Consider the following 20,999-nt stretch of genomic DNA (forward strand, 5'->3'; position numbering starts at 1 on the left):
GCCCGACCGAGTACGAGTGAAGGGCCCCGGACCACACGGTCCGGGGCCCTTCACTCGTACTCGGGGGATCAGGTACGGACCTGGACGGCGCCGGAGAGGCGGTCGTGCAGGCCGCGACCGTCGCGGTCCCAGATGAGGGCCGGGACGGCGAGGCAGACGAGCACGGAGCGGATGACCACGCGCGGGAGGCTCAGCCGGCCCCCGTTCACCGAGACGACCCGCAGACCGAAGAGGCGCTTGCCGGGCGTCGAGCCGATGGTGCCGACCGTCAGCACGCTCAGGACGAGCAGGAGGCCGAGCGCCCAGTTGCTGGTCGCCTGGCTATAGCTGTCGGTGATCAGGCCGTATGCGATCAGGAGGCACAGGGCCCAGTCGACGGCGAGGGCGCCCAGTCGGCGGCCCGGGCGGGCGATCGAGCCGGGTCCCTCCTCGGGGAGTCCCAGCTGCTGACCCCGGTAACCGAAGTCCACGCCTGCTTGCTCCGCCGCGGCACGGGGGCCGGAGAGCCACGATCCGAGTGCTTGCCTGTTGTCCACCCGACCACGGTACTGCGCCCGTTTTCGATCACTTCCGTCCGGGTCGGCCTGGGCACGTCGCAGGGCGCCGCACACCCGCTCCGGTTAACTTCGACGAAACAAATGGGTCATGCTGGAGAAATCCCGTCTGCCTATGGTCGGGTCCAGCGTGTGCCACCGCACTGGCCGCACGACCGAGCTGCAACCCCGCCCCTCCCCGGGCCGGGAGTAGGAGGAGTTGGATGTCCGAGAAGCACGGGTTCCAGAACGCCGACGAGGTCAAGAAGTTCATCAAGGACAACGACGTCAAGATGGTCGACGTCCGGTTCTGCGACCTTCCGGGCGTGATGCAGCACTTCACGATCCCGGCGACGGCCTTCGACCCGGCGGAGGAGCTCGCCTTCGACGGCTCGTCGATCCGCGGCTTCCAGGCGATCCACGAGTCCGACATGTCGCTCCGCGCCGACCTGTCGACGGCCCGTGTGGACCCCTTCCGCCGCGACAAGACGCTGAACATCAACTTCTTCATCCACGACCCGATCACGGGCGAGCAGTACAGCCGTGACCCGCGGAACATCGCGAAGAAGGCCGAGGCGTACCTCGCCTCCACCGGCATCGCCGACACCGCCTACTTCGGCCCCGAGGCGGAGTTCTACGTCTTCGACTCGGTGCGCTTCGAGACCTCGGCGAACCAGGGCTTCTACCACATCGACTCCGAGGCCGGCGCCTGGAACACCGGTTCGGAGGAGAACAACCGCGGTTACAAGGTCCGCTACAAGGGCGGCTACTTCCCCGCCCCGCCGGTCGACCACTTCGCCGACCTGCGTTCGGAGATCTCCCTGGAGCTGGAGAACGTCGGCCTCCAGGTCGAGCGCCAGCACCACGAGGTCGGCACCGCCGGCCAGGCCGAGATCAACTACAAGTTCAACACGCTGCTCGCCGCGGCCGACGACCTGATGCTCTTCAAGTACATCGTGAAGAACGTCGCCTGGCGCAACGGCAAGACCGCGACCTTCATGCCGAAGCCGATCTTCGGCGACAACGGCTCGGGCATGCACGTCCACCAGTCGCTGTGGGCGAACGGCGACCCGCTGTTCTACGACGAGACGGGCTACGCGGGCCTCTCGGACACCGCCCGCTACTACATCGGCGGCATCCTCAAGCACGCGCCGTCGCTGCTCGCCTTCACCAACCCGACGGTGAACTCGTACCACCGCCTGGTCCCGGGCTTCGAGGCCCCGGTCAACATGGTGTACTCGCAGCGCAACCGCTCCGCCGCCATGCGCATCCCGATCACGGGCTCGAACCCGAAGGCCAAGCGCGTCGAGTTCCGCGCGCCGGACCCGTCCTCGAACCCGTACCTCGCCTTCTCGGCGCTGCTCCTCGCGGGCCTCGACGGCGTCAAGAACAAGATCGAGCCGATGGAGCCGATCGACAAGGACCTGTACGAGCTGGCTCCCGAGGAGCACGCCAACGTCCCGCAGGTCCCCACCAACCTGGAGGCCGTCCTCTCCGCCCTGGAGGAGGACAACGAGTACCTGCAGGCCGGTGGCGTCTTCACGTCCGACCTGATCGAGACGTGGATCGACTACAAGCGCACCCACGAGATCGCCCCGATCCAGCTGCGCCCGCACCCGCACGAGTTCGAGCTCTACTTCGACCTCTAAGCCGGACGCGCCTCACGAGTGAAGGCCGTCGCACCCGGAATCCCGGGTGCGGCGGCCTTCGCCGTTCCTCGCCTCTCCCTACGGGGTCAGCGGCCGTAGCGGATCAGGGCGCGGACCATGCGGCAGGTGGTGTCGGAGGGCGGGTGGATGCCGATGTCGGCGGCCGTCGTGCGTATCGTCGCGTTCGTGGCCTTCGACGGGACGTAGACGCCGGCGTCGAGGAGGGCGATCGCGAGACGCATCGCCTTCAGGCGGCGGTTGTGCGTCACGTACCACTCGCGGGGGCGGCCCGCGGGGAGCGGCTTCCTCTGGAGCGGCTTCCAGGGTTCGAGGGACGGTGTCCGGATCACGGCGAGCGCCATGGGCTACCTCCTGGCGAACGGTGGGTGCGGGCCCTCCCCGGGACCCTCACCTTCACCCCTTATTTTAGTGGCCCCCACTGACAATCGCCCCTGGCCAGGCAGGGTTTGGGGGGTGGTGGAGCGAGGTCTGGGGGGTACCGTGGGAGGCATGGAGATCTGGATCAATCCCGCCTGTTCCAAGTGCCGCAGCGCCCTCACCCTCCTCGACGCGGAGGGCGCCGACTACACCGTGCGGCGCTACCTGGAGGACGTGCCCTCGCCCGAGGAGATCCGGCAGGTGCTCGACCGGCTCGGGCTCGAACCGTGGGACATCACACGGACGTCGGAGGCCGTCGCCAAGGAGCTGGGCGTGAAGGAGTGGCCCCGGGACACGGCGAACCGGGACCGCTGGATCGAGGCGCTCGCCGGGCACCCCAAGCTGATCCAACGGCCGATCATCACGGCGGAGGACGGCACGGCCGTCGTGGCCCGGTCGGAGGAGGCCGTGCGGGACGCCCTGTCCCGTTAGCCGGCGCTTCGGGCCTGTCGGTCAGCGCTTCAGGAACTCGTCGATCCTCTTCAGGTCCGCGGCGGCGAGTGCCGACGGGAGCGTGTGGTGTGTCGCCCCGGGAAGCACGTGCGTCTCGATGCCGGGGACCGTCGCCCTCGCCCTCGCCGCCACCCGGGCCGGGTCGTGGGCGCGGCTCCGTTCCGCGACGAGGAGGAGCGTCGGGGGGCGGAGGGCCGCCAGTGCGGCCGGTTTCGGGCGGGGGCCCGTGACCGGGCGGTGCCTCGGGAGCCCCGCCGCCAGGGCGTCGAGGCGCCGTACCGCCGGGTCGTGCTCCGCACCACCCGTCTCCCAGGCCAGGAAGGCCTCCGTCCGCGCGGGCGTCGGGCGCAGCAGCGTCGGCAGGGCCCGGAGCAGGTAGTCCGGCCTGAAGCCGGCGAAGCAGCCGGTCGGGTCGAGCAGGGCGAGGCGGTCGGTCCGGTCCGGGGCGGCGAGCGCGTACGTGAGCGTGATCCACGCCCCGTACGAGTGGCCACAGAAGGCCGCCGAGGCGAGCCCGAGGCCGTCGAGCAGGGCGTCGAGCCAGGACGTGAGGTCCGCGGCGGTACGGATCGGGCGACGGCCCGGGCGGCTGCGGCCCGGTCCGCCGACGAGGTCGACGGCGTGGACCCGGTGCGTCGCGCCGAGTGCGGCGGCCGTCGTGCGCCAGGAGGCCGCGGTGGCCCCGCCGCCGGGCAGGAGGAGGACGGGCGGGCCGTCCTCGGCTCCGTGGCGGAGGACGTGCGTGGTGCCGTGGGGGGTGGGGATCCGCTCGGCGGTCGTGGGGCGGGGCCACGTCGCGAGGAGCGCGTCGTGGGCCCGGTCGAAGGCGGCGGTGGAGCGGGGATCGTGGGCGCGGGACATGACACAGGTCCTCTCGCTGGGCAATAATCTCGCCGAACGAGATAATAGGAGGACGCGGTGACCGAGTCACCCGAGATGCGCATCTTTCATCTGCTGCGCGAGGTCACCGTCGAATACGGCCTGCGGCAGACCGAGTTCGCCGCCCGCAACGGCATGCACCCGACGGACGTCCGCGCCCTGATCTGGCTCCTCGACGCCGAGCGCGCCGGCACCGACGCGACCGCCGGCCGGCTCGGGGAGGGCCTTGGGCTCAACTCGGCCGGGACGACCGCCGTCGTCGACCGGCTCGAACGGCTCGGCCACGTGGCCCGGGTGCGGGACGTCCGCGACCGGCGGCGCGTGCTGCTGACGGTGGAGGAGCGCGCGAAGGAGCTGGGCCGCGCCCACTTCGGGCCGATCGTCGACGGGACCGTGGCGCTGCTCGGCACGTTCGGCGAGAGCGAGACCGAGGCGGTACGGCGGTTCCTGACGGGTGTCCGGGACGTCCTGAGCGCCGACAGCGAGAAGGAGGCGCGGTGAGCGGGGAGTTCACCGGCGGGCTCGGGGTCGATCTGCATCTGGAGCTCGGTGGGAGGGGTAGTCGGCGGGCCGTGCTCATCGGGGCGCTGCGCGAGGCCGTGCGGAGCGGGCGCCTCGCACCCGGAACGCCGCTGCCGCCCTACCGGTCGCTCGCAGCCGACCTCGGGATCGCCCGGAACACCGTCGCCGACGCCTACGCCGAGCTGGTCGCCGAGGGCTGGCTGACCTCCCGCCAGGGCTCCGGGACCCGGGTGGCCGAGCGGGTCCTCGCACCGGCCCCCGGGCCGGCCCGGCCCGCCGCGCCGGAAGCACTCCCGTTCGACCTCGTCCAGGGCAAGCCCGACCCCGGCGCCTTCCCGCGCGCGGCCTGGCTGGCGGCCGCCCGGCGGGCGCTGACCGCGGCGCCCCACGAGGCCTTCGGCGTCGGGGACCCGCGCGGCCGGATCGAACTGCGCCAGGCCCTCGCCGCGTACCTCGCACGGGTCCGGGGCGTACGGACCACCCCGGACCGGATCGTGGTCTGCTCCGGCACCGCGCACGCCCTGCGGCTCCTGGCGCGCGTTCCCCTGGCGACGCACGCCCGTGAGAAACCCGCCCGCCAGACGGCCGCCCACAAGGCGCCTCCGCGGCCCTGGTCCGTCGAGGCCTACGGACTCCCCTACCACCAGGGGCTGCTGAGCGAGGCGGGCATCCACACGCTGCCGCTGGCCGTCGACGAGGACGGGGCCCGCGTCGCGGAGATCCCCCCGGAGGCGGGCACCGTCCTGCTCACCCCCGCCCATCAGTTCCCCACCGGCGGGCCGCTCCACCCCGAACGCCGGGCCGGCGTCCTGGAGTGGGCGCGGCGCTCCGGCGGGCTCGTCGTGGAGGACGACTACGACGGCGAGTTCCGCTACGACCGGCGGCCGGTGGGCGCCGTCCAGAGCCTCGACCCCGACCGGACCGTCCTCCTCGGCTCCGTCAGCAAGAGCCTCTCCCCCGCGCTGCGGATCGGCTGGATGTGCCTGCCGGAGGCCCTCGTGGACGGGGTCGTCGAGGCGAAGGGCCTGCGCGAACCGCACACGTCGGCGACGGAGCAGCTCACGCTCGCGGAGTTCGTCGACTCCGGCGCGTACGACCGGCACGTCCGGCGGATGCGCCAGCACCACCGCGTGCGGCGCGACCGACTGGCTTCGGTGCTCGCGGAGCGCGTGCCGCGGGTACGGGTGACCGGTCTCGCCGCCGGGCTGCACGCCCTCGTGGAACTGCCCCCGGGGACGGAGCGGGTGGCCGTCGCCGCCGCGGCCCGCCACGGGGTCGCCGTGGAGGGCCTGTCCGACTACCGGCACCCGGAGGCGCGGGGCCGGGCCCTCCCCGACGGCCTCGTCGTCGGCTACGCCACACCGCCGGACCGGCTGTACCCGGCCGCCCTGGACGCGCTGTGTCAGGCCTTGTCCACCGCGCTCTGAGCGGCGAGCCGCTCCGCCTCCGTCAGGATCTCGGTCAGGCGCAGGCCGAAGCGGGCGTCGCACGGGTGCGGCTCCCCGGTGCGGGCCGCCGTGAACAGGGCGTCCACGGCCGCGGCGAAGGCGTCCACCGCTCCTCCCCAGCGGGGCAGTTCGGCCCGGCCCCGGGTGCCGTGCAGGGAGAGCGTCACCTCCGCCGCCTCGGGTGGGGCGCTCAGCGTCAGGGTGGCCGTGCTGCTCGCGCCGGAGCCGTGGCGCAGGACCAGGTGGTGGGTGTCCGCCGGGCCCGGCACGGCCGTGATCGCGGTGACGTCGCCGAGGACCGGCAGGTAGACGGAGAGGACGTGCGGGCCGACGTCCCACAGTCCGCCCTTCTCCCGGCGCCAGGGCGAGGCGGCGTACGCGCTGGCGGAACCGGGGCCGTAGAGCGAGCCCAGCCAGTGCGCCTCGCCCAGGAACCAGCCGCCCGCCGCCGTCTGCTCCTCGATCCAGCGGGCCGTCGTCTCCGCGAAGCGGAGTGTGCAGAACACGATGGACGCGACTCCGGCCTTCTCCGTCGCTTCGGCGATCTCGCGGGCCGCCGCCACCGTCGTGGCGACCGGCTTGTCGAGCAGGACGTGGCAGCCGGCCTCCGCCGCCCGCACCGCCAGCGGGGCCTGGACGTCCGGCGGCAGCGCGAAGGCCACGGCGTCGCTGGCCGCGAAGAGGGCGTCCACGTCGTCGTACGCGCGCGTGCCGGACGCGGCGGCGAGCGCCTCCGCCGCCTCCGGGCGTCTGCCCCACACCCCGGCGAACTCGACGCCCGGATGCCCGGCGAGCGCGGGCGCGTGCGTACGGGCGGCCCAGGGGCCGGTGCCGAGGAGTCCGATACGGGGCTTCAGGCCCGGGTGCTTCGCCATGCCCCCAGTCTGCCTGGTGCCTCTGACAGGGAGGGGGAGAGCGAGGGGGACGGCGAGGGGCCTGTCCCGGTCCCGTAATCCGGTGGCGGGCCTCCCCCTCCCCGGTGTTAGCGTCTTCCCGCCGGCCGCGGGACTTCGGTGCGACTTCCGGAACCTGCCTATGAAGCAACGTCTTCGCTGTTCGTGCCCCCATTCCCCGGCCGGCGCCCACGAGAAGGGGAGAGCCTTGTCCGAGCTCGTCGCCGCCGAGGACGTGCTCCTCTTCGTCAACGCCGCCGTGACCGCCACCGGCCAGCGCGAGTTCCGCTCCTCCGCCGCCGCGCAGCGCTTCTCTCTGCGGTTCGTCCACGAGTACGTACGGGTCAACTACCGCCCCGTGTACGCGGCCGCGCTCGCCCTCGACATCAACCACCACAACGCCGCCCTCATCGTCGAACAGCTGCTGCGCACGCCCCACGAGGCCGGCGGGCCCGAGGCGAAGCGGGCCGAGGGGCGGCTGATCGCCGCGCGGCTCGCGCTGCTGCCGCCGCAGCGCGTCTACCGGCTGTTCCGCGCGCTGCGCGCCGCCGGGGTCAACAACCGCCGCACGCGCGCGATCGTGCGCGCGTGGATCGCCGCCCGGCCCGATCCCGCGCTGGACGCCGTGAAGTACCGGCCCGGGGTGAAGGCCGCCCTCCGGCACGTCCACGGCCGGCCGGCCGACCCCGAGACCGGCGACTTCCTCTTCGCGCCGGGCCGCCGCGTCCGGTACGGGAACGCCACCCTCGACGCGTACCGCCGCGCGCACTACGAGCAGGGCGCGCTGTACGAGCTGCCGTTCACGGTCGCCGAGGGCTTCGCCGCGCGGCACAAGGTGCCACGCGCCCTGTTCCTGGAGCGGATCGCGCCCCGGATGACACGCCTTGAGCAGCTCAGGACGGAGCGGGCCGCCGACCTGACCGTCATGCCGCTCACCCGGCTCGCCCTGTACGTCCTCGCGCTGCCGTTCGGTGAGCGGGTGGAGCGGCGGGCCGAGCTGACGCACGCGCTGCGCGCCGCCGCCCGGCGCGCGGCCGGCCCGTACGCGGGGAGCTGGGGGCGGGTCGCCGCCGTCCTCGACGACAGCTTCTCCTCCTCCGGTTCGGCGGTGAAGCGGCGCCGTCCGCTGGCCGTCGCGCTGGGCTGCCACTTCCTTCTTGAGGCCCTCGCGGCGCCGGGCGCGTACACCGCGCTGTGGACGTCGGGCGGCTCCGATCCGCTGCTCGTCCGGCCGTCCGGGCCGACCCCGCTCGGCCTGCGGATCCTGGACGCCCTGGAGACCGGCCCCGACCGGGTGGTGATCGTCTCGGACGGCTGGGACAACGCCCCGCCGGGACTCGCGGGCGAAGTCCTGCGGGTGTGGCGGTCGCGGCTCGATCCGGGGCGGCGGACGAGTGTCGTCCACCTCAACCCCGTATACGACGCCGAGGGCTTCGACGTGCGCCGGCTGGCGCCGAGCGTGCCGACCGCCGGGATCCGGGACGCGGAGGATCTGGCGGCCCTGGTGGAGATCGCGCAGTTCGCGGAGGGACGGACGGGGCTCGCGGAGCTGGGGGCCTATCTGGACCGGCGCGTGGAGCTGTTCCTGAAGGAGGCCGGGGGATGACGCGGATCGATCTGACCGGGCTCGACGTCCGGCCCGCGCAGGTGTGGGGCGGGGTGCGGATCGTGCCGCTGGTGCGGGCCGAGCCGGTGGCCGGGCTGCGGCTGCGCCGGGAGCTGTACGAGGGCTCGGGCCTCGGTGCCGTGGACCTCGGGAACCGGACGACCTACACCTCGTACGTACCGCACGGCTTCGTCGCCGACTGGACGGGCGCGGGCACGGGTGCGGGGACGGGCACGGGTGCGGGGACGGGCGCGGGGACGGGCGCGGGGGCCGGTGTCCAAGCGGGTACGGAGTCCGCCGCCTACGGGACCCTGCTCGGCGGCGAGGGCGCGCCCCCGTGCGTGCCCGTGCGCCGCGTCCACCGGCTGGCCAAGCGGCGGCAGGGCGAGCGGCGGCTGCGCTTCCTGCCGCTCCACCTCGCCCTTGAGGGGTATCTCGCGTTGCACTTCGGCGGGCCGTCCGTGGTCTGGGACGACTGGTCCCGGAAGGCCCTCGGGCACGGCCTCTCGCCGCGCGCCGAGGCGGCGTACGCGGGCTGGACGGTGCCCGGGCTCGCGGAGGCCCTGCGGATCTTCGAGCTCCATCCGGGCCAGTGCGGGCTGCTCCTGTACGTGGCCGACGCGCTGGCCGCGGCATTCGTCGTCCCGCATCCGGACGACTACCGCCTGCTGCATCCGACGCTCGTCGAGGACCTGTACGGGGAGCTGGTCCACCAGTACGCGTACTACGGCGGGCCGGTGCCGGAGTTCACGGCGCGGATCCGGGACGGCGCCGGCGGCATCCGTACGCTCGCGGACCTGCGGGCGGCGGCGCGGGAGCAGGAGCGGGCCTGGGCCGAGGCGCACGACGGGCTCATGGCGCGGGACCTCCTGGAGACCTCGTACGCCTTCGAGCGGGTGCACCGGATGGGGGACTTCGACCTGCACCGGTTCCTGCCGCCGTTCCTACGGGACGGGCGGGAGCAGCACATCGGCGAGCTGATCACCGACCACAAGGGGCGGGCGGCCTATCTGAAGACCTTCCGGCTCTCCGAGAAGCAGATCCGGAAGGGGCACCTGCTGCGGACGCTCGCGGACCACGACTGGCACCTGGGGCGAACGGCGGAGGCCCTCGGCACCTCGTACGCGGAGGTGGTGCGCCGGATCGAGGCGGCGGGGCTCGGGGCGCTGCTCGACGCGCACGTCGTCGCACGGCGTACGCGGGAAAAAGAGGAAGGCTGAGTAACACGGGGTTCACAAACGGGCAACCGACGGGAAATCCCGTGTTGCGAAGCTGCGACCGGACACAGACACCGCAGCTTCTCGCAGCGCCGCGAGCCGCCGCGCACCCGCAGCAGCACGCCCAAAGGATGAGGCCCGTGACCTTCAAGGCTGAGTACATCTGGATCGACGGCACCGAGCCGACCGCGAAGCTTCGTTCGAAGACGAAGATCATCGTGGACGGGGGCGCCGCGCTCGACGAGCTGCCGATCTGGGGCTTCGACGGTTCCAGCACGAACCAGGCCAAGGGCCACGCCTCGGACCGTGTCCTCAAGCCGGTCTTCGTCTGCCCGGACCCGATCCGCGGTGGCGACGACATCCTGGTGCTGTGCGAGGTCCTCAACACGGACATGACGCCGCACGAGTCCAACACGCGTGCCGCGCTCGCCGAGGTCGCCGCGAAGTACGCCGCGCAGGAGCCGATCTTCGGCATCGAGCAGGAGTACACCTTCTTCGAGGGCGACCGCCCGCTCGGCTTCCCCGTCGGCGGCTTCCCCGCCGCGCAGGGCGGCTACTACTGCGGCGTCGGCTCGGACGAGATCTTCGGCCGTGACGTCGTCGAGGCGCACCTGGAGAACTGCCTCACCGCGGGTCTGGGCATCTCCGGCATCAACGCCGAGGTCATGCCGGGCCAGTGGGAGTTCCAGGTCGGCCCGCTGGCTCCCCTCACGGTCTCGGACCAGCTGTGGGTGGCCCGCTGGCTGCTGTACCGCACGGCCGAGGACTTCAAGGTCTCCGCGACCCTGGACCCGAAGCCGGTGAAGGGCGACTGGAACGGCGCGGGCGCGCACACCAACTTCTCCACCAAGGCGATGCGCGAGGGTTACGACGCGATCATCACCGCCGCCGAGTCCCTCGGCGAGGGCTCGAAGCCGCTCGACCACGTCAAGAACTACGGCGCCGGCATCGACGACCGCCTGACGGGTCTGCACGAGACCGCCCCGTGGGACAAGTACTCCTACGGCGTCTCGGACCGCGGCGCCTCGGTCCGTATCCCGTGGCAGGTCGAGCAGGACCAGAAGGGCTACATCGAGGACCGTCGCCCGAACGCGAACGTGGACCCGTACGTGGTGACCCGCCTGCTGGTGGACACCTGCTGCGAGGCCCTGGAGAAGGCCGGCCAGGTCTGATCGTCCGGTCCTTCGGACCGCGATCCACACGCACTTCGGAAGAGGCGCCCACCGTTCGTACGGTGGGCGCCTCTTCCGTCATGTGGGATGGATGACACGGGGTTTGGCCGGGGAAAGGCTCGTCGGGGGCATTCCCTTCTGGTTCAATAGGGAAATGGCCACGATGAAGAACGAGACCGCGACGGGTCGCTACGACCTCGAGCCGTTCTGGCCTTCCCGGCAGCACGACGACTTCGACCGGGTCTGTTGCCGCGCGAGGAACGCGTCGGCCCTCTAAAGCCCCCGATCGGTACGGTCCGATCCCGGCCTTCGGCCGACGCGCACGACGACTGACGTACGACACCTGTCCGTTCGTTTCTCCGCGCGAAAGAGCTGACCCGCCATGGCCCACATCCAGAGTGCTCCCCTCACCGCCGTCCGTCCCGGCCGGCACCGGCTCCGGGCCGTCGACCCCAACGAGGTCGCCGGACTCCCCCCGCTCTCGCCGCTCTCTCCGCTCTTCCCGCTCTCCCAGGTGGCGGAGCTCCTGCCGCCCGGCGCCACGCTGCTGCCCGCGCCGCAGCACGCGCTGCCGACGCTGCCGGGCCGCCCGCCGATGGTCGGCTACCTCGTGCTCGTACCGGCCGATCAGCAGCCGCAGGCGCCCGTGGCCGCCCCCGTCCCCGCGCCGCCCGTGGCGGCGGAGGAGCAGGGTCCGGTGGCCATCGACGGGGTCCGGCGGATCGCCGTCGTGGACGGGGAGGAGCTCGACCTGACGTATCTGGAGTTCGAGCTCCTCGCCCATCTGGTGGCGCACCCCCACCGGGTGCACACCCGCGACCAGTTGGTCACGACGGTGTGGGGGTACGGACACGTCGGCGACGGTCGTACGGTCGACGTGCACGTGGCCCGGCTGCGCCGGAAGCTGGGCGCCGAGCACCGCCACACGATCCAGACCGTGCGGCGGGTCGGCTACAAGTACACGCCCTGATCCTGGAGTCGATCAGGTGGTGCGGGTGGTTCGGGTGGACCTCGCCTTCAGCTTCGCCACCAGGGCGAGGGTGAGGTCCACGGCCAGGAACAGCAGCAGGCTGAGGCCGAGCAGCGGGACGAACCAGCCGGCCAGCGCCGTGGCCGCCGCGAGCGGCAGCAGCATCGTCACCGGGACCTTGCGCCAGGCCCCGCGCGCCACCGGGTGGCCCGGGCGGCGCTGCCACCACATGCGGTAGCCCCAGAGGATCAGCAGGATCAGGGAGAGCGCGAGGGCCGCGAGCGCCAGCTGGTTGAACAGGCCGAGGAACACGCCGGTGTGCGCGTCGATGCCTATCCGGGTCAGCTTGGCGAGGAGCGGGTAGTCGGCGAAGGCGAGGCGGTCGAGGACCGTGCCGTCCGCCGGGTCCACGGCCACCGAGTCCAGCTGGAGCGGGAACTGCGTGTCGGTCTCCTTGACCACGTACCCCTTGCCGTCGGCGGGCAGGACGACCGAGACGCTCGGGCTGTCGATGCCGGCCGCGCGGGCCGCCTCGACGGCCTTGTCGACGCCGATGTCCGGGCCCTGGGCGGTGGTGCCGCCCGGCTGGTGGCCCGCGCCGTGCCCCTCGTGCTCCGAGCCGGCGCCGGCGCCGCCGTCGAGGGTCGCGGTGAGGGTGGGGGTCGCGCCGCCGAGGCCGTCCTGGACGACGCCGATGTTCTCGCCCGCGTACCGCGACCAGGTCAGGCCGGTCGCGGAGAGCAGGACGAGCCCGGTCACGGCCCACAGGCCGACCGAGCCGTGCCAGGAGAGCGTGCGGCGGCGGGACTTCGGGCCGCCCTCGGGGACGAACAGCGCGCGGCGGTTCTTCCTGCGGCGGCCGAGCCAGAGCGCCAGACCGCCGAGGGCGATCACCCACAGCCAGCTGGCGGCCAGTTCGCTGTAGTTGCGGCCGAGTTCGCCGAGGTGCAGATCGGCGTGGAGACCGTCGATCCAGGTGCGCAGCGGCAGGGCGCCGGAGCTGCCGAAGCTGGGCAGCTGCCCGCGGACGTCCCCGGTGTACGGGTCGACGAAGACGGCGAGCGACGTGCCCTCGGGGCCGTCCGGGTCGGCCATCAGGACCCGGGTGGTGGCGTCCGGTTCGGCGCCGGGCCAGACGGCGGTGACGGTGCCGTCGGGGTTGACCTTGCGGGCGATGTTCACCTGCTGCGAGAGCGGCAGGGTGGTGTCGCCGACCGGGACCTCCAGCTCGTGCGCGTAGATCACCTTCTCGGCCTGGAAGGAGAGCGCGTAGAGCAGGCCGCTGGCGGCGGCCACGAGGAGGAACGGGGCGACGAGGACGCCCGCGAAGAAGTGGAGACGCAGGACGAGGGGGCGCAGGGCGCTCCAGGTGCTCGTCCTGCGCGGAGCGGTGGTTCCGGGTGTCTCCGACGGTGGCGCCTCGGTGGTTTCCGGGCGTGCGGGGTCGTCGATGGTCATGAAGGACCGTCCTTGGAGTCGACGTGGACAACGGGAGGAGACCCCCGGTGTCAGACGTGTGCTCCGAGGGTCGTGGCGCGGGGTACGGACAGCCGGGGCGGGCCGCGCCGGGAGACCGTGTGGGCGAGGACGACGGTGTGGGGGCGGTGGGCCTTCCCGCGTGCCCTGCGGACCGGGCCGCGCGGGACGTCGGGGACGCGGACGCGGGCGCACAGCAGGCGCAGCGGGGTGAACGCGTACGCGAGGGCCGCCTCGGCGACCCTGAAGAACGCGGCTTCGCCGTGGGCCAGCCAGAGGCCGCAGAGGAGCGCGGCGAGGAGGTGGACGGCGAGCATGCCCGTGTCGGAGTCCATACCGGTTCCCAGGCCGGTTCCGAGGTCGGTGCCCATGCCGGTCGGCCCGGTCGATCCCATGAGGCCCGTGGAGTCCGTGGGATCCATGGCGGCGTGGCCGGTCCTCATGGTGTGCGGGTGCGTCATGACCGCCGCCGTCGCGTCGCTCGCGGCGTGCGCCGGCGGGTGCGAACCGGCCATCGAGAACAGCAGGTGCAGCGCACCCTGGAGGACGAGCATGGCGCCCGCGATCGTCGGCACGCCCCGGCGGCGTCCGGCCGCGGCCCAGGCGGCGACCGCCGTCGCGGCGAAGGCGCCGAGCAGGCCGAGCGCCGGCAGCCGATGGGCAGACATGGACGAATGCCCCACGGCTGCCAAGGTCACGCACACCACCGCGAACAGTGCGGCTCGCAGGGCGCGCAGGGGCGACCGGGCATCCGTCATCGCCCGCCATGGTGTCATCCCGCCAACCGGCCGAACAGACCCCCTCCCGCCCCACCGTCCCGCCCGGTGCGTTCCTCCCCCGGCGGAATCCTCCCCCGGCGGAATCCTCCCGGAGCGGAATCCCCTGGCCCCGACCGCCCTCTCCGAGGCAGTCTTCGATCATGAAATTGCTGATTCTCGGTGGTACGGAGTTCGTGGGTCGCGCGGTCGTCGAGGCGGCGCTCGACCGGGGCTGGGAGGTGACGGTCTTCCACCGCGGCCGCCACGAGCCCCCGGCCGGTGTCCGCTCCCTGCTCGGTGACCGCACCACCGGCCCGGACGGGCTCGCCGCTCTCGCCACCGGTTCCTGGGACGCCGTCGTGGACACCTGGTCGGCCGCGCCCACGGCGGTCCGGGACGCGGCGCGGCTGCTCGCGGACCGGGTCGGGCGGTACGCGTACGTGTCGAGCCGCTCCGTCTACTCCTGGCCGCCGGCCGCCGGACTCGGGGAGGACGGCCCGCTGGTGGAGGGTTCGCCGGACGCCGGGGACGTGCCGTACGCGGAGGCCAAGATGGGCGGCGAGCTCGCCGCCACGGCCGCCTTCGGGGCGGACCGGACGCTGCACGTCCGCGCGGGCCTGATCATCGGCCCGTACGAGAACGTCGGCCGGCTCCCCTGGTGGCTGGGCCGGATCGCGCGCGGCGGGCCGGTCCTGGCCCCCGGGCCGCGCACGCTCCCCCTCCAGTACGTCGACGCCCGCGACCTCGCCGAGTGGACGCTCGACGCGGTGGCGGCCGGGCTCTCGGGGCCGTACAACCTCGTCTCGCCGCCCGGGCACACGACCATGGGCGAGCTGCTCGACGCGTGCGTGCGGGCGACCGGCGCGGACGTCGAGCTGCGGTGGGCGGAGCCGGACGCGGTCCTCGCGGCCGGGATCGAGCCCTGGTCGGAACTGCCCGTGTGGCTGCCGCCGGGCGAGATGTACGACGCGATGCACACCGCCGACGTCTCCCGGGCGGTCGCGGCCGGGCTGCGCTGCCGGCCGGTCACGGAGACGGTCGCGGACACCTGGGCGTGGCTGGAATCGCTCGGCGGGGTCGCGCCCAGGCGCCCCGACCGGCCGGAGGTCGGGCTCTCCCCCGAGCGGGAGGCGGAGTTCCTGGCGAAGCACGCGCCCGGCGACGAGGGCAGCTGACGTCGGGGGCGACTGGCGTCGGGGGCGGCTGACGTCGGGGCGGCTGGCGTTGGGGGCGGCTGGCGTCGGGGCGACTGACGTCGGGGCGGCTGACGAACTGCCCCACTTCGGGCGATCCACTACGGTCGGCAGAAAGTGGACGAACCGGAGGAGTCGACGCCCATGCCCGCCATCCCCGCCGCCTCCGTCGCCAATCTCCGCGACCTCGGCGGTCTGCCCCTCGGTGACGGGCGCGCCGTCCGGACGGGTCTCGCCCTCCGCTCCGCGCTGCTCGACCGGCTCGATCCGGCCGAAGCGGTGGTGGCGGACCTGGGTATCCGTACGGTCGTCGACCTCCGGACGGAGACCGAGCGCGGCGACCGGCCGGACCGCCTGCCGGCCGGGGCGCGGCTGCTCGTCGCGGACGTGCTCGCCGACCACCTGGCCGTCAGCGGGCTGCCGCCCGCCGCGCGGCTGAAGCTGCTGCTCACCGACCCGGCGCTGGCCGAGGAGCACCTCGGCGGGGGCCGGGTGCGGGCGGCCTTCGCCCGCACCTACCGGACCTTCGTGTCCGGCGACTCCGCCCGCGCCGCGTACCGTGCCCTGCTGACCGAGCTGGGCACACCCGGCGCCGGGCCCGTGCTCTTCCACTGCTCGGCGGGCAAGGACCGGACGGGGTGGGCGGCGACGGTCGTCCTGTCGCTGCTCGGCGCGGACGAGGAGACCGTGCGGGCCGAGTACCTGGCGGTCAATCCGGCGGTACGGCAGGCGTTCGCGCCGATGATCGAGGGGTTCACGGCGCAGGGCGGCGACCCCGAGCTGGCGCTCGACCTGATCGGCGTCCTGCCGGAGTACCTGGAGGCGGGGCTCGACGAGGTCGCGGTCCGGCACGGCTCGATGGAGAAGTACGTACGGGAGGGGCTCGGCGTCCCGGACGACGTGACGGCGCTGGTCCGCGAGCGGCTGACGGTCCACGCGGCCTGAAGCGCCCCGGCGTGGCCACGCAGCCGGGGTGACCATCGGAAGAATCGCTCGTTCTGCTGAACGTGAGCACCCAGGATCTCGACCCCTCGCCCGTGGGCCCCGTCGACGTCGAGCAGGCCGAGGCCGCGCTCGTCGAGCGCTATCCGCGCCTCGTGCGCATCGCCTATCTCGTGCTGCCGCCGACGCTCGGCCGCAACCGCCGGGTGCTGACCGCGCACGCGCTCGTGCAGCGTTCGCTGCCGCGCCGCCGGGTGCCGGGTCCGGCGGTCCCGGGGCCCCGGCGCACCGAGGACGCGGTCGATCCCGGCTACGCGTACGTGCGGGGCGAGGTGCTGCGGCAGGCGCTGGTCGCCGGGCTGCCGCTGCTGCGGCGCGCGCTGCCGCGCCGGGCCCAGTTCCCGCCGCTGCTGCCTCAGGTGTGGGGGCTGCGGGTCTTCCCCCGGGTCGGCGGCGCCGACGAACTCGCCCTGGACCAGCGCCTGTCCGCGCTCTCGGGCCCCGGCAGGGCGGCGTACGTGCTCCGCGGCCTGGAGCGCCAGGGCGACCCGGAGGTCCTGCGGGTCCTGGCCGCGGCGGGCGTCACCGACCCGGCGGCGGCCCTCGCGGAGGCGGACGCGGTCGACGCGACGGACACCGACGCGGTCATGACCGGGGGCGGCGGCACGGGGGGCCTCGGCGGAGCCGGTGACGCCAGTGGGATGGGCACCCCTGGTGGAGCCGGTGGCCCTCTCGCCGGCGGGCCGGACAACCGCGCCGCGCGGGTCGGCGAGCAGGGCGGGCCCGGCCGGGCCGGGAGTCCCGGCAGGGCGGACGAGCTCGGGCGGCTCGCGGACGCGTGGACGAGCGGTGACGGCGCCGGCCCCGCAGGGGAGTCCGGGGGCGCGGGCGGCGCGGCCGGCGCAGGACGGCCCGTCGGTGTCGGCGGGGGTGACCGGGGCGGTCAGGTACGGCGGTCCGCGCGGCTCAGCGGCGCCGCCCTGCTGGAGTCTCCCGAGTTCGACCCCTGTTCGTTGCAGGCCAGGCCCACCGATCTGCTGCGGCGGCGGCAGCACGGCCGGGCCGCGCTCGTCGCCGTCGCCGCGCTCGTGGTGTGCGGGACGCTGCTCGGACTGCCCGGTGACGGGTGGGGCAGAAACGGTGCTGCGCCCTCGTACGCCCGTAACCCCGCCGCGGAGGCCGCCCTCGATCCGGGCGCCGTCAAGCGGGTGTCCGCCGCCGCCTGGCCGGGGTCGACCCGGCAGGACTTCTCCGTGTGGCCCGCGCGCGGCGGCCTCACGGGGGACCGTGCGCTGCTGCGGCGGGCGCTCGCCGTGTGGGCGCGGCCCGGGCTCTCCGTGCAGTCGTCCGCGACGCCGGGGACGCCCGTGGGGCCGCCGATGGGGCCGCCTCAGTTGTTGTTCGCCGGGCTTGTGGACGGGGCTCGGGTGGTGCTCTTCCACGACGGGCTGCGGGCCGTGCGGTACGCGGAGCCGACGGCCGGTACGGCGGGCGCCGCGCTGGACTTCGCGCGGACGGACGGGGCCGACGCCGTCGGTTCGGCCGCCGTCGTCATCTCCCGCGCCTCGGGCAACGTCCGCTATCTGACGGCTCCTTGGGTACGGGAGACGGCCGTACGGGACCTGCTCGCGCCCACGAAGGAGCCGTGGCCCCTGGCCCGGGACGCGTACGGGGTGACCGAACCCGTGCCGAGCCCCGCGCAGGCGAAGGACTGCGTCCGTTGGAACTCCCTCCAGGTACGGGACGGTTCGGGGACGCGGCTCCTCACCGACCTGGGCGACCCGGCCCCCGCACGGCTCCTGTGGGGGCCGCCCGCCGCGCCGGCGGACGCGACGGGGAAGGAGGCGCGGGAGGCGTGGGCACGGACGGCGTGCCAGCTGACGGCCGTGCGGGCGCACGGGGTGCGGTCGGTGAACGCCTGGCGGTTCGCGCGGCAGCCGCTGCCCGAGGGCGCCGGGCACGGCACCTGGGTGTGCACGCGCGCGGAGACCTGGCGCGGTACGGGCAGCCGGGTCCTCGCCCAGTTCCTGGTCCCGTCCCCGAAGGCACCGGCGGCGCTCGCGGCCCGGTCCGAGGGTTCACCGGCGTGCGGCGTGCGGGATCCCCGGGTCCTCGCGGGCGTGCTGTGGCAGGCGCCGAGCGGCGGGTGGTTCGTCCTGGCGGCGGGCAGTGCGGACTTCGCCTCCCTGGAGACCTCGGGCGGGGTGAAGGGCCGTTCGGAGGGCCCGGTCCTGGCGGTGAGGGCGAAGGCGGGGGCGCGGGCGGACCTGGACGGCGTCCTGCGGGACGGCAGGCGGGTGCCCGCGCTGCGGTGAGCGGGGGCGGGGCGGGAGCGGGGCGGGAGCGGGGTGCGGCGGGGGCGCGGCGGGAGCGGGAGCGTCCATGCCTCTCGTACCGCCAAAAAGGCGGTGCACAGGCCTGTTGCCATCGCCTTACCCCTCAGTACATTGACGACATGTCTAATACGCAGCCTGCACCGGTGGCGTCGGAACACGTCGAGCTCAAGGCCCGCAAGGTCTCCTTCGACTGGGATGAGACCCCGCTCCACTGGGTTCCCGGCGACCCCTTCACCACGCACACGATCAACGTGCTGCACCTGCTGCTCCCGGCGGGCGAGCGGTGGTTCGTGCACGTCTACAAGCAGGCACTGCCGTACATCACCGACGACCGGCTGCGCGAGGACGTCATCGGCTTCATCGGCCAGGAGGCCATCCACTCCCAGGCCCACGACGACGTCCTCCCCCACCTGCGGAAGCTGGGCCTCGACCCGACCCCGTACACCGCGCAGGTCGACTGGTTCTTCGAGAAGCTCCTCGGGGACCGGACCCTGCCGCCGGGCCGGCCGCGCCGCTGGTGGCTGATGGAACGGGTCGCGATGATCGCCGCCATCGAGCACTACACGGCCTTCCTCGGCAACTGGGTCCTCAACGCCGACGAGCTCGACCGGCGCGGCGCCGACCCCGTCATGCTCGATCTGCTGCGCTGGCACGGGGCCGAGGAGGTCGAGCACCGCTCGGTCGCCTTCGAGCTCTTCATGCACCTCGACGGCGGCTACCGGCGCCGCGCCCGCACCTGGGCGCTCGCCTTCTCCGCGCTCGTCTTCCTCTGGCAGCGGGGCGCCCGCTTCTTCATGGAGAACGACCCCAGCCTGCTCGACGGCAAGGCCTCCTTCGGGCAGTTCTACCGCAAGGGCCGGCAGGGCGTGCTGCCCTCCACCCCGGACATGCTGCGCTCCATACCCCGCTACCTGAGCCGCGCCTACCACCCCTCCCAGGAGGGCGACACCGCGCAGGCGCTGGCCTACCTCGCCTCCTCCCCCGGCGCCGGCGGAGGCCACTGATGCCCCGGCTGACCACCGTCGCCCTCGTCGCCGGTGCCGCGCTGCTCGTCCGCCGCGCCGTGCGCGGCCGGATGTCCACGGCCCCGCTGTGGCCGATGCCCGCCCTCGACGTTCCCGTGTCCGGGTACGGCCGGGGCCGTACGGTCCCCCGCCGGGTCGTCGTGACCGGGCGCGCCACGCCCGCCGAGGGGGTCGTCGAACTGCGCCTGGAGGGTGCCGGGTTGCCCGCGTGGCAGCCGGGCGCCCATGTCGACCTCGTCCTGCCCTCCGGGCTCGTGCGGCAGTACTCGCTCTGCGGCGACCCGGCCGACTCCGGTACGTACACGGTCGCGACGCGTCTGATCGAGGACGGCCGGGGCGGTTCGCGCGAGGTGCACGAGCAGCTCCACGAGGGCACGGAGGTCGAGATCCGCGGCCCCCGCAACCGCTTCCCGCTGATCGACGCCCCCGCCTACGTCTTCGTCGCCGGCGGCATCGGCATCACCCCGGTCCTGCCGATGGTCCGTGCCGCCGAGGCGGCCGGGGCGGACTGGCGGCTCGTGTACTGCGGGCGGAGCCGGGCCACGATGCCGTATCTGGACGAGCTGGAAGAGATCGAGCGGCTCGGCGGCGCCGACCGCGTCACGGTCGTCGCCGAGGACGAATCCGGCTTCCCCGAGCTGGACTTCCTCGCGCACGTGCCTGCCGAGACCGTCGTCTACTGCTGCGGTCCCGACGGACTGATGGACGCGGTGGGCGCGGCGATGCCCGAGGGCCGGGAGCCGCGCCTGGAGCGCTTCTCCGCCGCCGCTCCGCCCGGTGGCACCGCCTTCGAGGTCGAACTGCGCCGCTCCGGCCGTACGGTGACGGTGGCGGCCGACCAGTCGGTGCTCGCGGCGGTCCGCGAGGAGCTGCCCGGCATCACGTACTCCTGCCGGCAGGGCTTCTGCGGGACGTGCCAACAGCGGGTCCTGGAGGGCGAGATCGACCACCGGGACGAGCTGCTCACCGACGCGGAGCGGGGCGACTCGATGCTGATCTGCGTCTCGCGCTGCGCGGGGAAGCGGCTCGTCCTGGACTTGTGAGCCTCAGGACACCTCTACGGCAGGATCAGCCAGTCGAAGGCGAGGGCGGCCAGCAGGCCGCCCACCAGGAGCCAGGTGGCCAGCCGCGTACGGCCGTTGCGGGAGAGCTCGATCACGACACCGCAGAGGATCATCGCGAGGCCGTACACCCCGACGACCAGGACGGACGTACGGCTCGCGAGACGGATCACCAGGACCACGGCGAGGGCGACGAGCAGGACGGACGCGGCGGCGACGCGGAGCCGTCGTGCCTGCTTGGGGGTGAGACCGCCCGCCGCGGGCGCCTCGTCGATGTCGTCGGGCTCGTCGGTGTCGTGGATCTCGTCGGTGCCGTCGGTGTCGTCGGTCTCGGGGCCCTCAGGTGCCTCCGGGGCCTCGACTGCCGGGGTGTCCTGGTCGGAAGCGCTCATGAAGCAGGAGCGTATCGGACCCCGTTAGGCTGTTCG

General features: G+C 73.8%; 21 protein-coding genes. 14 read left to right on the top strand and 7 right to left on the bottom strand.

The features are described from left to right. Positions 1-68: 68 nt before the first annotated feature. A complete protein-coding gene (locus ACFWWU_RS33215; protein WP_384151486.1) occupies positions 69-536 on the bottom strand; it encodes an RDD family protein in 468 nt (155 codons plus the stop codon). 221 nt (positions 537-757) lie between these two features. Here ACFWWU_RS33215 and glnA point away from each other — a divergent pair, with 221 nt between their 5' ends. After that, positions 758-2,182 carry a type I glutamate--ammonia ligase gene (glnA, locus tag ACFWWU_RS33220; protein ID WP_384151489.1) on the top strand — a complete coding sequence of 475 codons (1,425 nt, stop codon included), beginning with the start codon at positions 758-760 and terminating at the stop codon, positions 2,180-2,182. An 86-nt stretch (positions 2,183-2,268) separates the two neighbouring features. On the opposite strand, the gene ACFWWU_RS33225 is transcribed toward glnA, so the two are convergent. Next, complete coding sequence (locus ACFWWU_RS33225) at positions 2,269-2,544, bottom strand: hypothetical protein (protein ID WP_024758496.1); 276 nt, start codon at positions 2,542-2,544, stop codon at positions 2,269-2,271. Between the two features lie 148 nt (positions 2,545-2,692). Between ACFWWU_RS33225 and ACFWWU_RS33230 the strand changes: the two genes are divergently transcribed. Continuing rightward, complete coding sequence (locus ACFWWU_RS33230) at positions 2,693-3,052, top strand: arsenate reductase family protein (RefSeq protein ID WP_384151492.1); 360 nt, start codon at positions 2,693-2,695, stop codon at positions 3,050-3,052. 21 nt (positions 3,053-3,073) lie between these two features. Here ACFWWU_RS33230 and ACFWWU_RS33235 read toward each other — a convergent pair whose 3' ends face one another. Further along, positions 3,074-3,934: an alpha/beta fold hydrolase gene (locus ACFWWU_RS33235; RefSeq protein ID WP_384151495.1), complete on the bottom strand. Its 861-nt coding sequence runs from the start codon at positions 3,932-3,934 to the stop codon at positions 3,074-3,076. Positions 3,935-4,009: 75 nt separating this feature from the next. On the opposite strand from ACFWWU_RS33235, the gene ACFWWU_RS33240 reads away from it, so the two are divergent. Both ACFWWU_RS33240 and ACFWWU_RS33245 read left to right on the top strand, forming a co-directional pair. Continuing rightward, the gene (locus ACFWWU_RS33240; RefSeq protein ID WP_384151706.1) at positions 4,010-4,453 is read left to right on the top strand and encodes a MarR family transcriptional regulator; all 444 of its coding nucleotides are present in this window, start codon (positions 4,010-4,012) and stop codon (positions 4,451-4,453) included. After that, the gene (locus ACFWWU_RS33245) at positions 4,450-5,901 is read left to right on the top strand and encodes a PLP-dependent aminotransferase family protein (protein WP_384151498.1); all 1,452 of its coding nucleotides are present in this window, start codon (positions 4,450-4,452) and stop codon (positions 5,899-5,901) included. Before ACFWWU_RS33240 ends, ACFWWU_RS33245 begins: the two co-directional genes overlap by 4 nt. Here ACFWWU_RS33245 and ACFWWU_RS33250 read toward each other — a convergent pair. Next, positions 5,877-6,797: a Gfo/Idh/MocA family protein gene (locus tag ACFWWU_RS33250; RefSeq protein ID WP_384151501.1), complete on the bottom strand. Its 921-nt coding sequence runs from the start codon at positions 6,795-6,797 to the stop codon at positions 5,877-5,879. The two genes, ACFWWU_RS33245 and ACFWWU_RS33250, sit on opposite strands and share 25 nt — an antisense overlap. Before the next feature lie 160 nt (positions 6,798-6,957). On the opposite strand from ACFWWU_RS33250, the gene ACFWWU_RS33255 reads away from it, so the two are divergent. From ACFWWU_RS33255 to ACFWWU_RS33275, 5 genes are all read left to right on the top strand, one after another. Continuing rightward, positions 6,958-8,421, top strand: a complete 1,464-nt coding sequence (locus ACFWWU_RS33255; protein ID WP_384151504.1) for a hypothetical protein — start codon at positions 6,958-6,960, stop codon at positions 8,419-8,421. Next, positions 8,418-9,641, top strand: a complete 1,224-nt coding sequence (locus ACFWWU_RS33260; RefSeq protein ID WP_384151507.1) for a hypothetical protein — start codon at positions 8,418-8,420, stop codon at positions 9,639-9,641. The genes ACFWWU_RS33255 and ACFWWU_RS33260 overlap by 4 nt, the downstream gene beginning before the upstream one ends. A 137-nt stretch (positions 9,642-9,778) precedes the next feature. Further along, positions 9,779-10,810 (top strand): glutamine synthetase, encoded by a 1,032-nt coding sequence (gene glnII, locus ACFWWU_RS33265; RefSeq protein ID WP_384151510.1) that lies wholly within the window; start codon positions 9,779-9,781, stop codon positions 10,808-10,810. A gap of 154 nt (positions 10,811-10,964) precedes the next feature. Then, entirely contained in the window at positions 10,965-11,087 is a 123-nt protein-coding gene (locus ACFWWU_RS33270) for a hypothetical protein (protein ID WP_384151513.1), read from the top strand. 105 nt (positions 11,088-11,192) lie between these two features. After that, positions 11,193-11,780: a winged helix-turn-helix domain-containing protein gene (locus ACFWWU_RS33275; protein ID WP_384151516.1), complete on the top strand. Its 588-nt coding sequence runs from the start codon at positions 11,193-11,195 to the stop codon at positions 11,778-11,780. A gap of 12 nt (positions 11,781-11,792) precedes the next feature. On the opposite strand, the gene ACFWWU_RS33280 is transcribed toward ACFWWU_RS33275, so the two are convergent. Both ACFWWU_RS33280 and ACFWWU_RS33285 read right to left on the bottom strand, forming a co-directional pair. Continuing rightward, on the bottom strand, positions 11,793-13,238 hold the full coding sequence (locus tag ACFWWU_RS33280; RefSeq protein ID WP_384151519.1) for a PepSY-associated TM helix domain-containing protein: 1,446 nt from the start codon (positions 13,236-13,238) through the stop codon (positions 11,793-11,795). A 50-nt stretch (positions 13,239-13,288) separates the two neighbouring features. Further along, positions 13,289-13,924: a hypothetical protein gene (locus ACFWWU_RS33285; RefSeq protein WP_384151522.1), complete on the bottom strand. Its 636-nt coding sequence runs from the start codon at positions 13,922-13,924 to the stop codon at positions 13,289-13,291. Between the two features lie 251 nt (positions 13,925-14,175). On the opposite strand from ACFWWU_RS33285, the gene ACFWWU_RS33290 reads away from it, so the two are divergent. The 5 genes from ACFWWU_RS33290 (at position 14,176) to ACFWWU_RS33310 (ending at position 20,553) form a co-directional block, all read left to right on the top strand. Then, a complete protein-coding gene (locus tag ACFWWU_RS33290; RefSeq protein ID WP_384151525.1) occupies positions 14,176-15,189 on the top strand; it encodes an NAD-dependent epimerase/dehydratase family protein in 1,014 nt (337 codons plus the stop codon). Between the two features lie 162 nt (positions 15,190-15,351). After that, a complete protein-coding gene (locus tag ACFWWU_RS33295) occupies positions 15,352-16,152 on the top strand; it encodes a tyrosine-protein phosphatase (protein WP_384151528.1) in 801 nt (266 codons plus the stop codon). A 62-nt stretch (positions 16,153-16,214) separates the two neighbouring features. Continuing rightward, on the top strand, positions 16,215-18,464 hold the full coding sequence (locus ACFWWU_RS33300) for a hypothetical protein (RefSeq protein ID WP_384151531.1): 2,250 nt from the start codon (positions 16,215-16,217) through the stop codon (positions 18,462-18,464). A 140-nt stretch (positions 18,465-18,604) separates the two neighbouring features. Beyond that, positions 18,605-19,489 carry a metal-dependent hydrolase gene (locus ACFWWU_RS33305; protein WP_317594423.1) on the top strand — a complete coding sequence of 295 codons (885 nt, stop codon included), beginning with the start codon at positions 18,605-18,607 and terminating at the stop codon, positions 19,487-19,489. After that, positions 19,489-20,553 carry a PDR/VanB family oxidoreductase gene (locus tag ACFWWU_RS33310; RefSeq protein ID WP_384151534.1) on the top strand — a complete coding sequence of 355 codons (1,065 nt, stop codon included), beginning with the start codon at positions 19,489-19,491 and terminating at the stop codon, positions 20,551-20,553. Before ACFWWU_RS33305 ends, ACFWWU_RS33310 begins: the two co-directional genes overlap by 1 nt. A gap of 14 nt (positions 20,554-20,567) precedes the next feature. Here ACFWWU_RS33310 and ACFWWU_RS33315 read toward each other — a convergent pair whose 3' ends face one another. Continuing rightward, a complete protein-coding gene (locus ACFWWU_RS33315) occupies positions 20,568-20,963 on the bottom strand; it encodes a hypothetical protein (protein WP_384151537.1) in 396 nt (131 codons plus the stop codon). Positions 20,964-20,999: the final 36 nt, after the last annotated feature.

The organism is Streptomyces sp. NPDC058650 (assembly GCF_042717315.1).
Taxonomy (GTDB): domain Bacteria; phylum Actinomycetota; class Actinomycetes; order Streptomycetales; family Streptomycetaceae; genus Streptomyces.

Coding starts and splice junctions, on each gene's coding strand:
- glnA (WP_384151489.1), top strand. CDS start 758: ATGTCCGAGAAGCACGGGTTCCAGAACGCCGACGAGGTCAAGAAGTTC.
- ACFWWU_RS33225 (WP_024758496.1), bottom strand. CDS start 2,544: ATGGCGCTCGCCGTGATCCGGACACCGTCCCTCGAACCCTGGAAGCCG.
- ACFWWU_RS33230 (WP_384151492.1), top strand. CDS start 2,693: ATGGAGATCTGGATCAATCCCGCCTGTTCCAAGTGCCGCAGCGCCCTC.
- ACFWWU_RS33235 (WP_384151495.1), bottom strand. CDS start 3,934: ATGTCCCGCGCCCACGATCCCCGCTCCACCGCCGCCTTCGACCGGGCC.
- ACFWWU_RS33240 (WP_384151706.1), top strand. CDS start 4,010: ATGCGCATCTTTCATCTGCTGCGCGAGGTCACCGTCGAATACGGCCTG.
- ACFWWU_RS33250 (WP_384151501.1), bottom strand. CDS start 6,797: ATGGCGAAGCACCCGGGCCTGAAGCCCCGTATCGGACTCCTCGGCACC.
- ACFWWU_RS33255 (WP_384151504.1), top strand. CDS start 6,958: ATGAAGCAACGTCTTCGCTGTTCGTGCCCCCATTCCCCGGCCGGCGCC.
- ACFWWU_RS33260 (WP_384151507.1), top strand. CDS start 8,418: ATGACGCGGATCGATCTGACCGGGCTCGACGTCCGGCCCGCGCAGGTG.
- ACFWWU_RS33270 (WP_384151513.1), top strand. CDS start 10,965: ATGGCCACGATGAAGAACGAGACCGCGACGGGTCGCTACGACCTCGAG.
- ACFWWU_RS33275 (WP_384151516.1), top strand. CDS start 11,193: ATGGCCCACATCCAGAGTGCTCCCCTCACCGCCGTCCGTCCCGGCCGG.
- ACFWWU_RS33280 (WP_384151519.1), bottom strand. CDS start 13,238: ATGACCATCGACGACCCCGCACGCCCGGAAACCACCGAGGCGCCACCG.
- ACFWWU_RS33285 (WP_384151522.1), bottom strand. CDS start 13,924: ATGTCTGCCCATCGGCTGCCGGCGCTCGGCCTGCTCGGCGCCTTCGCC.
- ACFWWU_RS33290 (WP_384151525.1), top strand. CDS start 14,176: ATGAAATTGCTGATTCTCGGTGGTACGGAGTTCGTGGGTCGCGCGGTC.
- ACFWWU_RS33295 (WP_384151528.1), top strand. CDS start 15,352: ATGCCCGCCATCCCCGCCGCCTCCGTCGCCAATCTCCGCGACCTCGGC.
- ACFWWU_RS33305 (WP_317594423.1), top strand. CDS start 18,605: ATGTCTAATACGCAGCCTGCACCGGTGGCGTCGGAACACGTCGAGCTC.
- ACFWWU_RS33310 (WP_384151534.1), top strand. CDS start 19,489: ATGCCCCGGCTGACCACCGTCGCCCTCGTCGCCGGTGCCGCGCTGCTC.
- ACFWWU_RS33315 (WP_384151537.1), bottom strand. CDS start 20,963: ATGAGCGCTTCCGACCAGGACACCCCGGCAGTCGAGGCCCCGGAGGCA.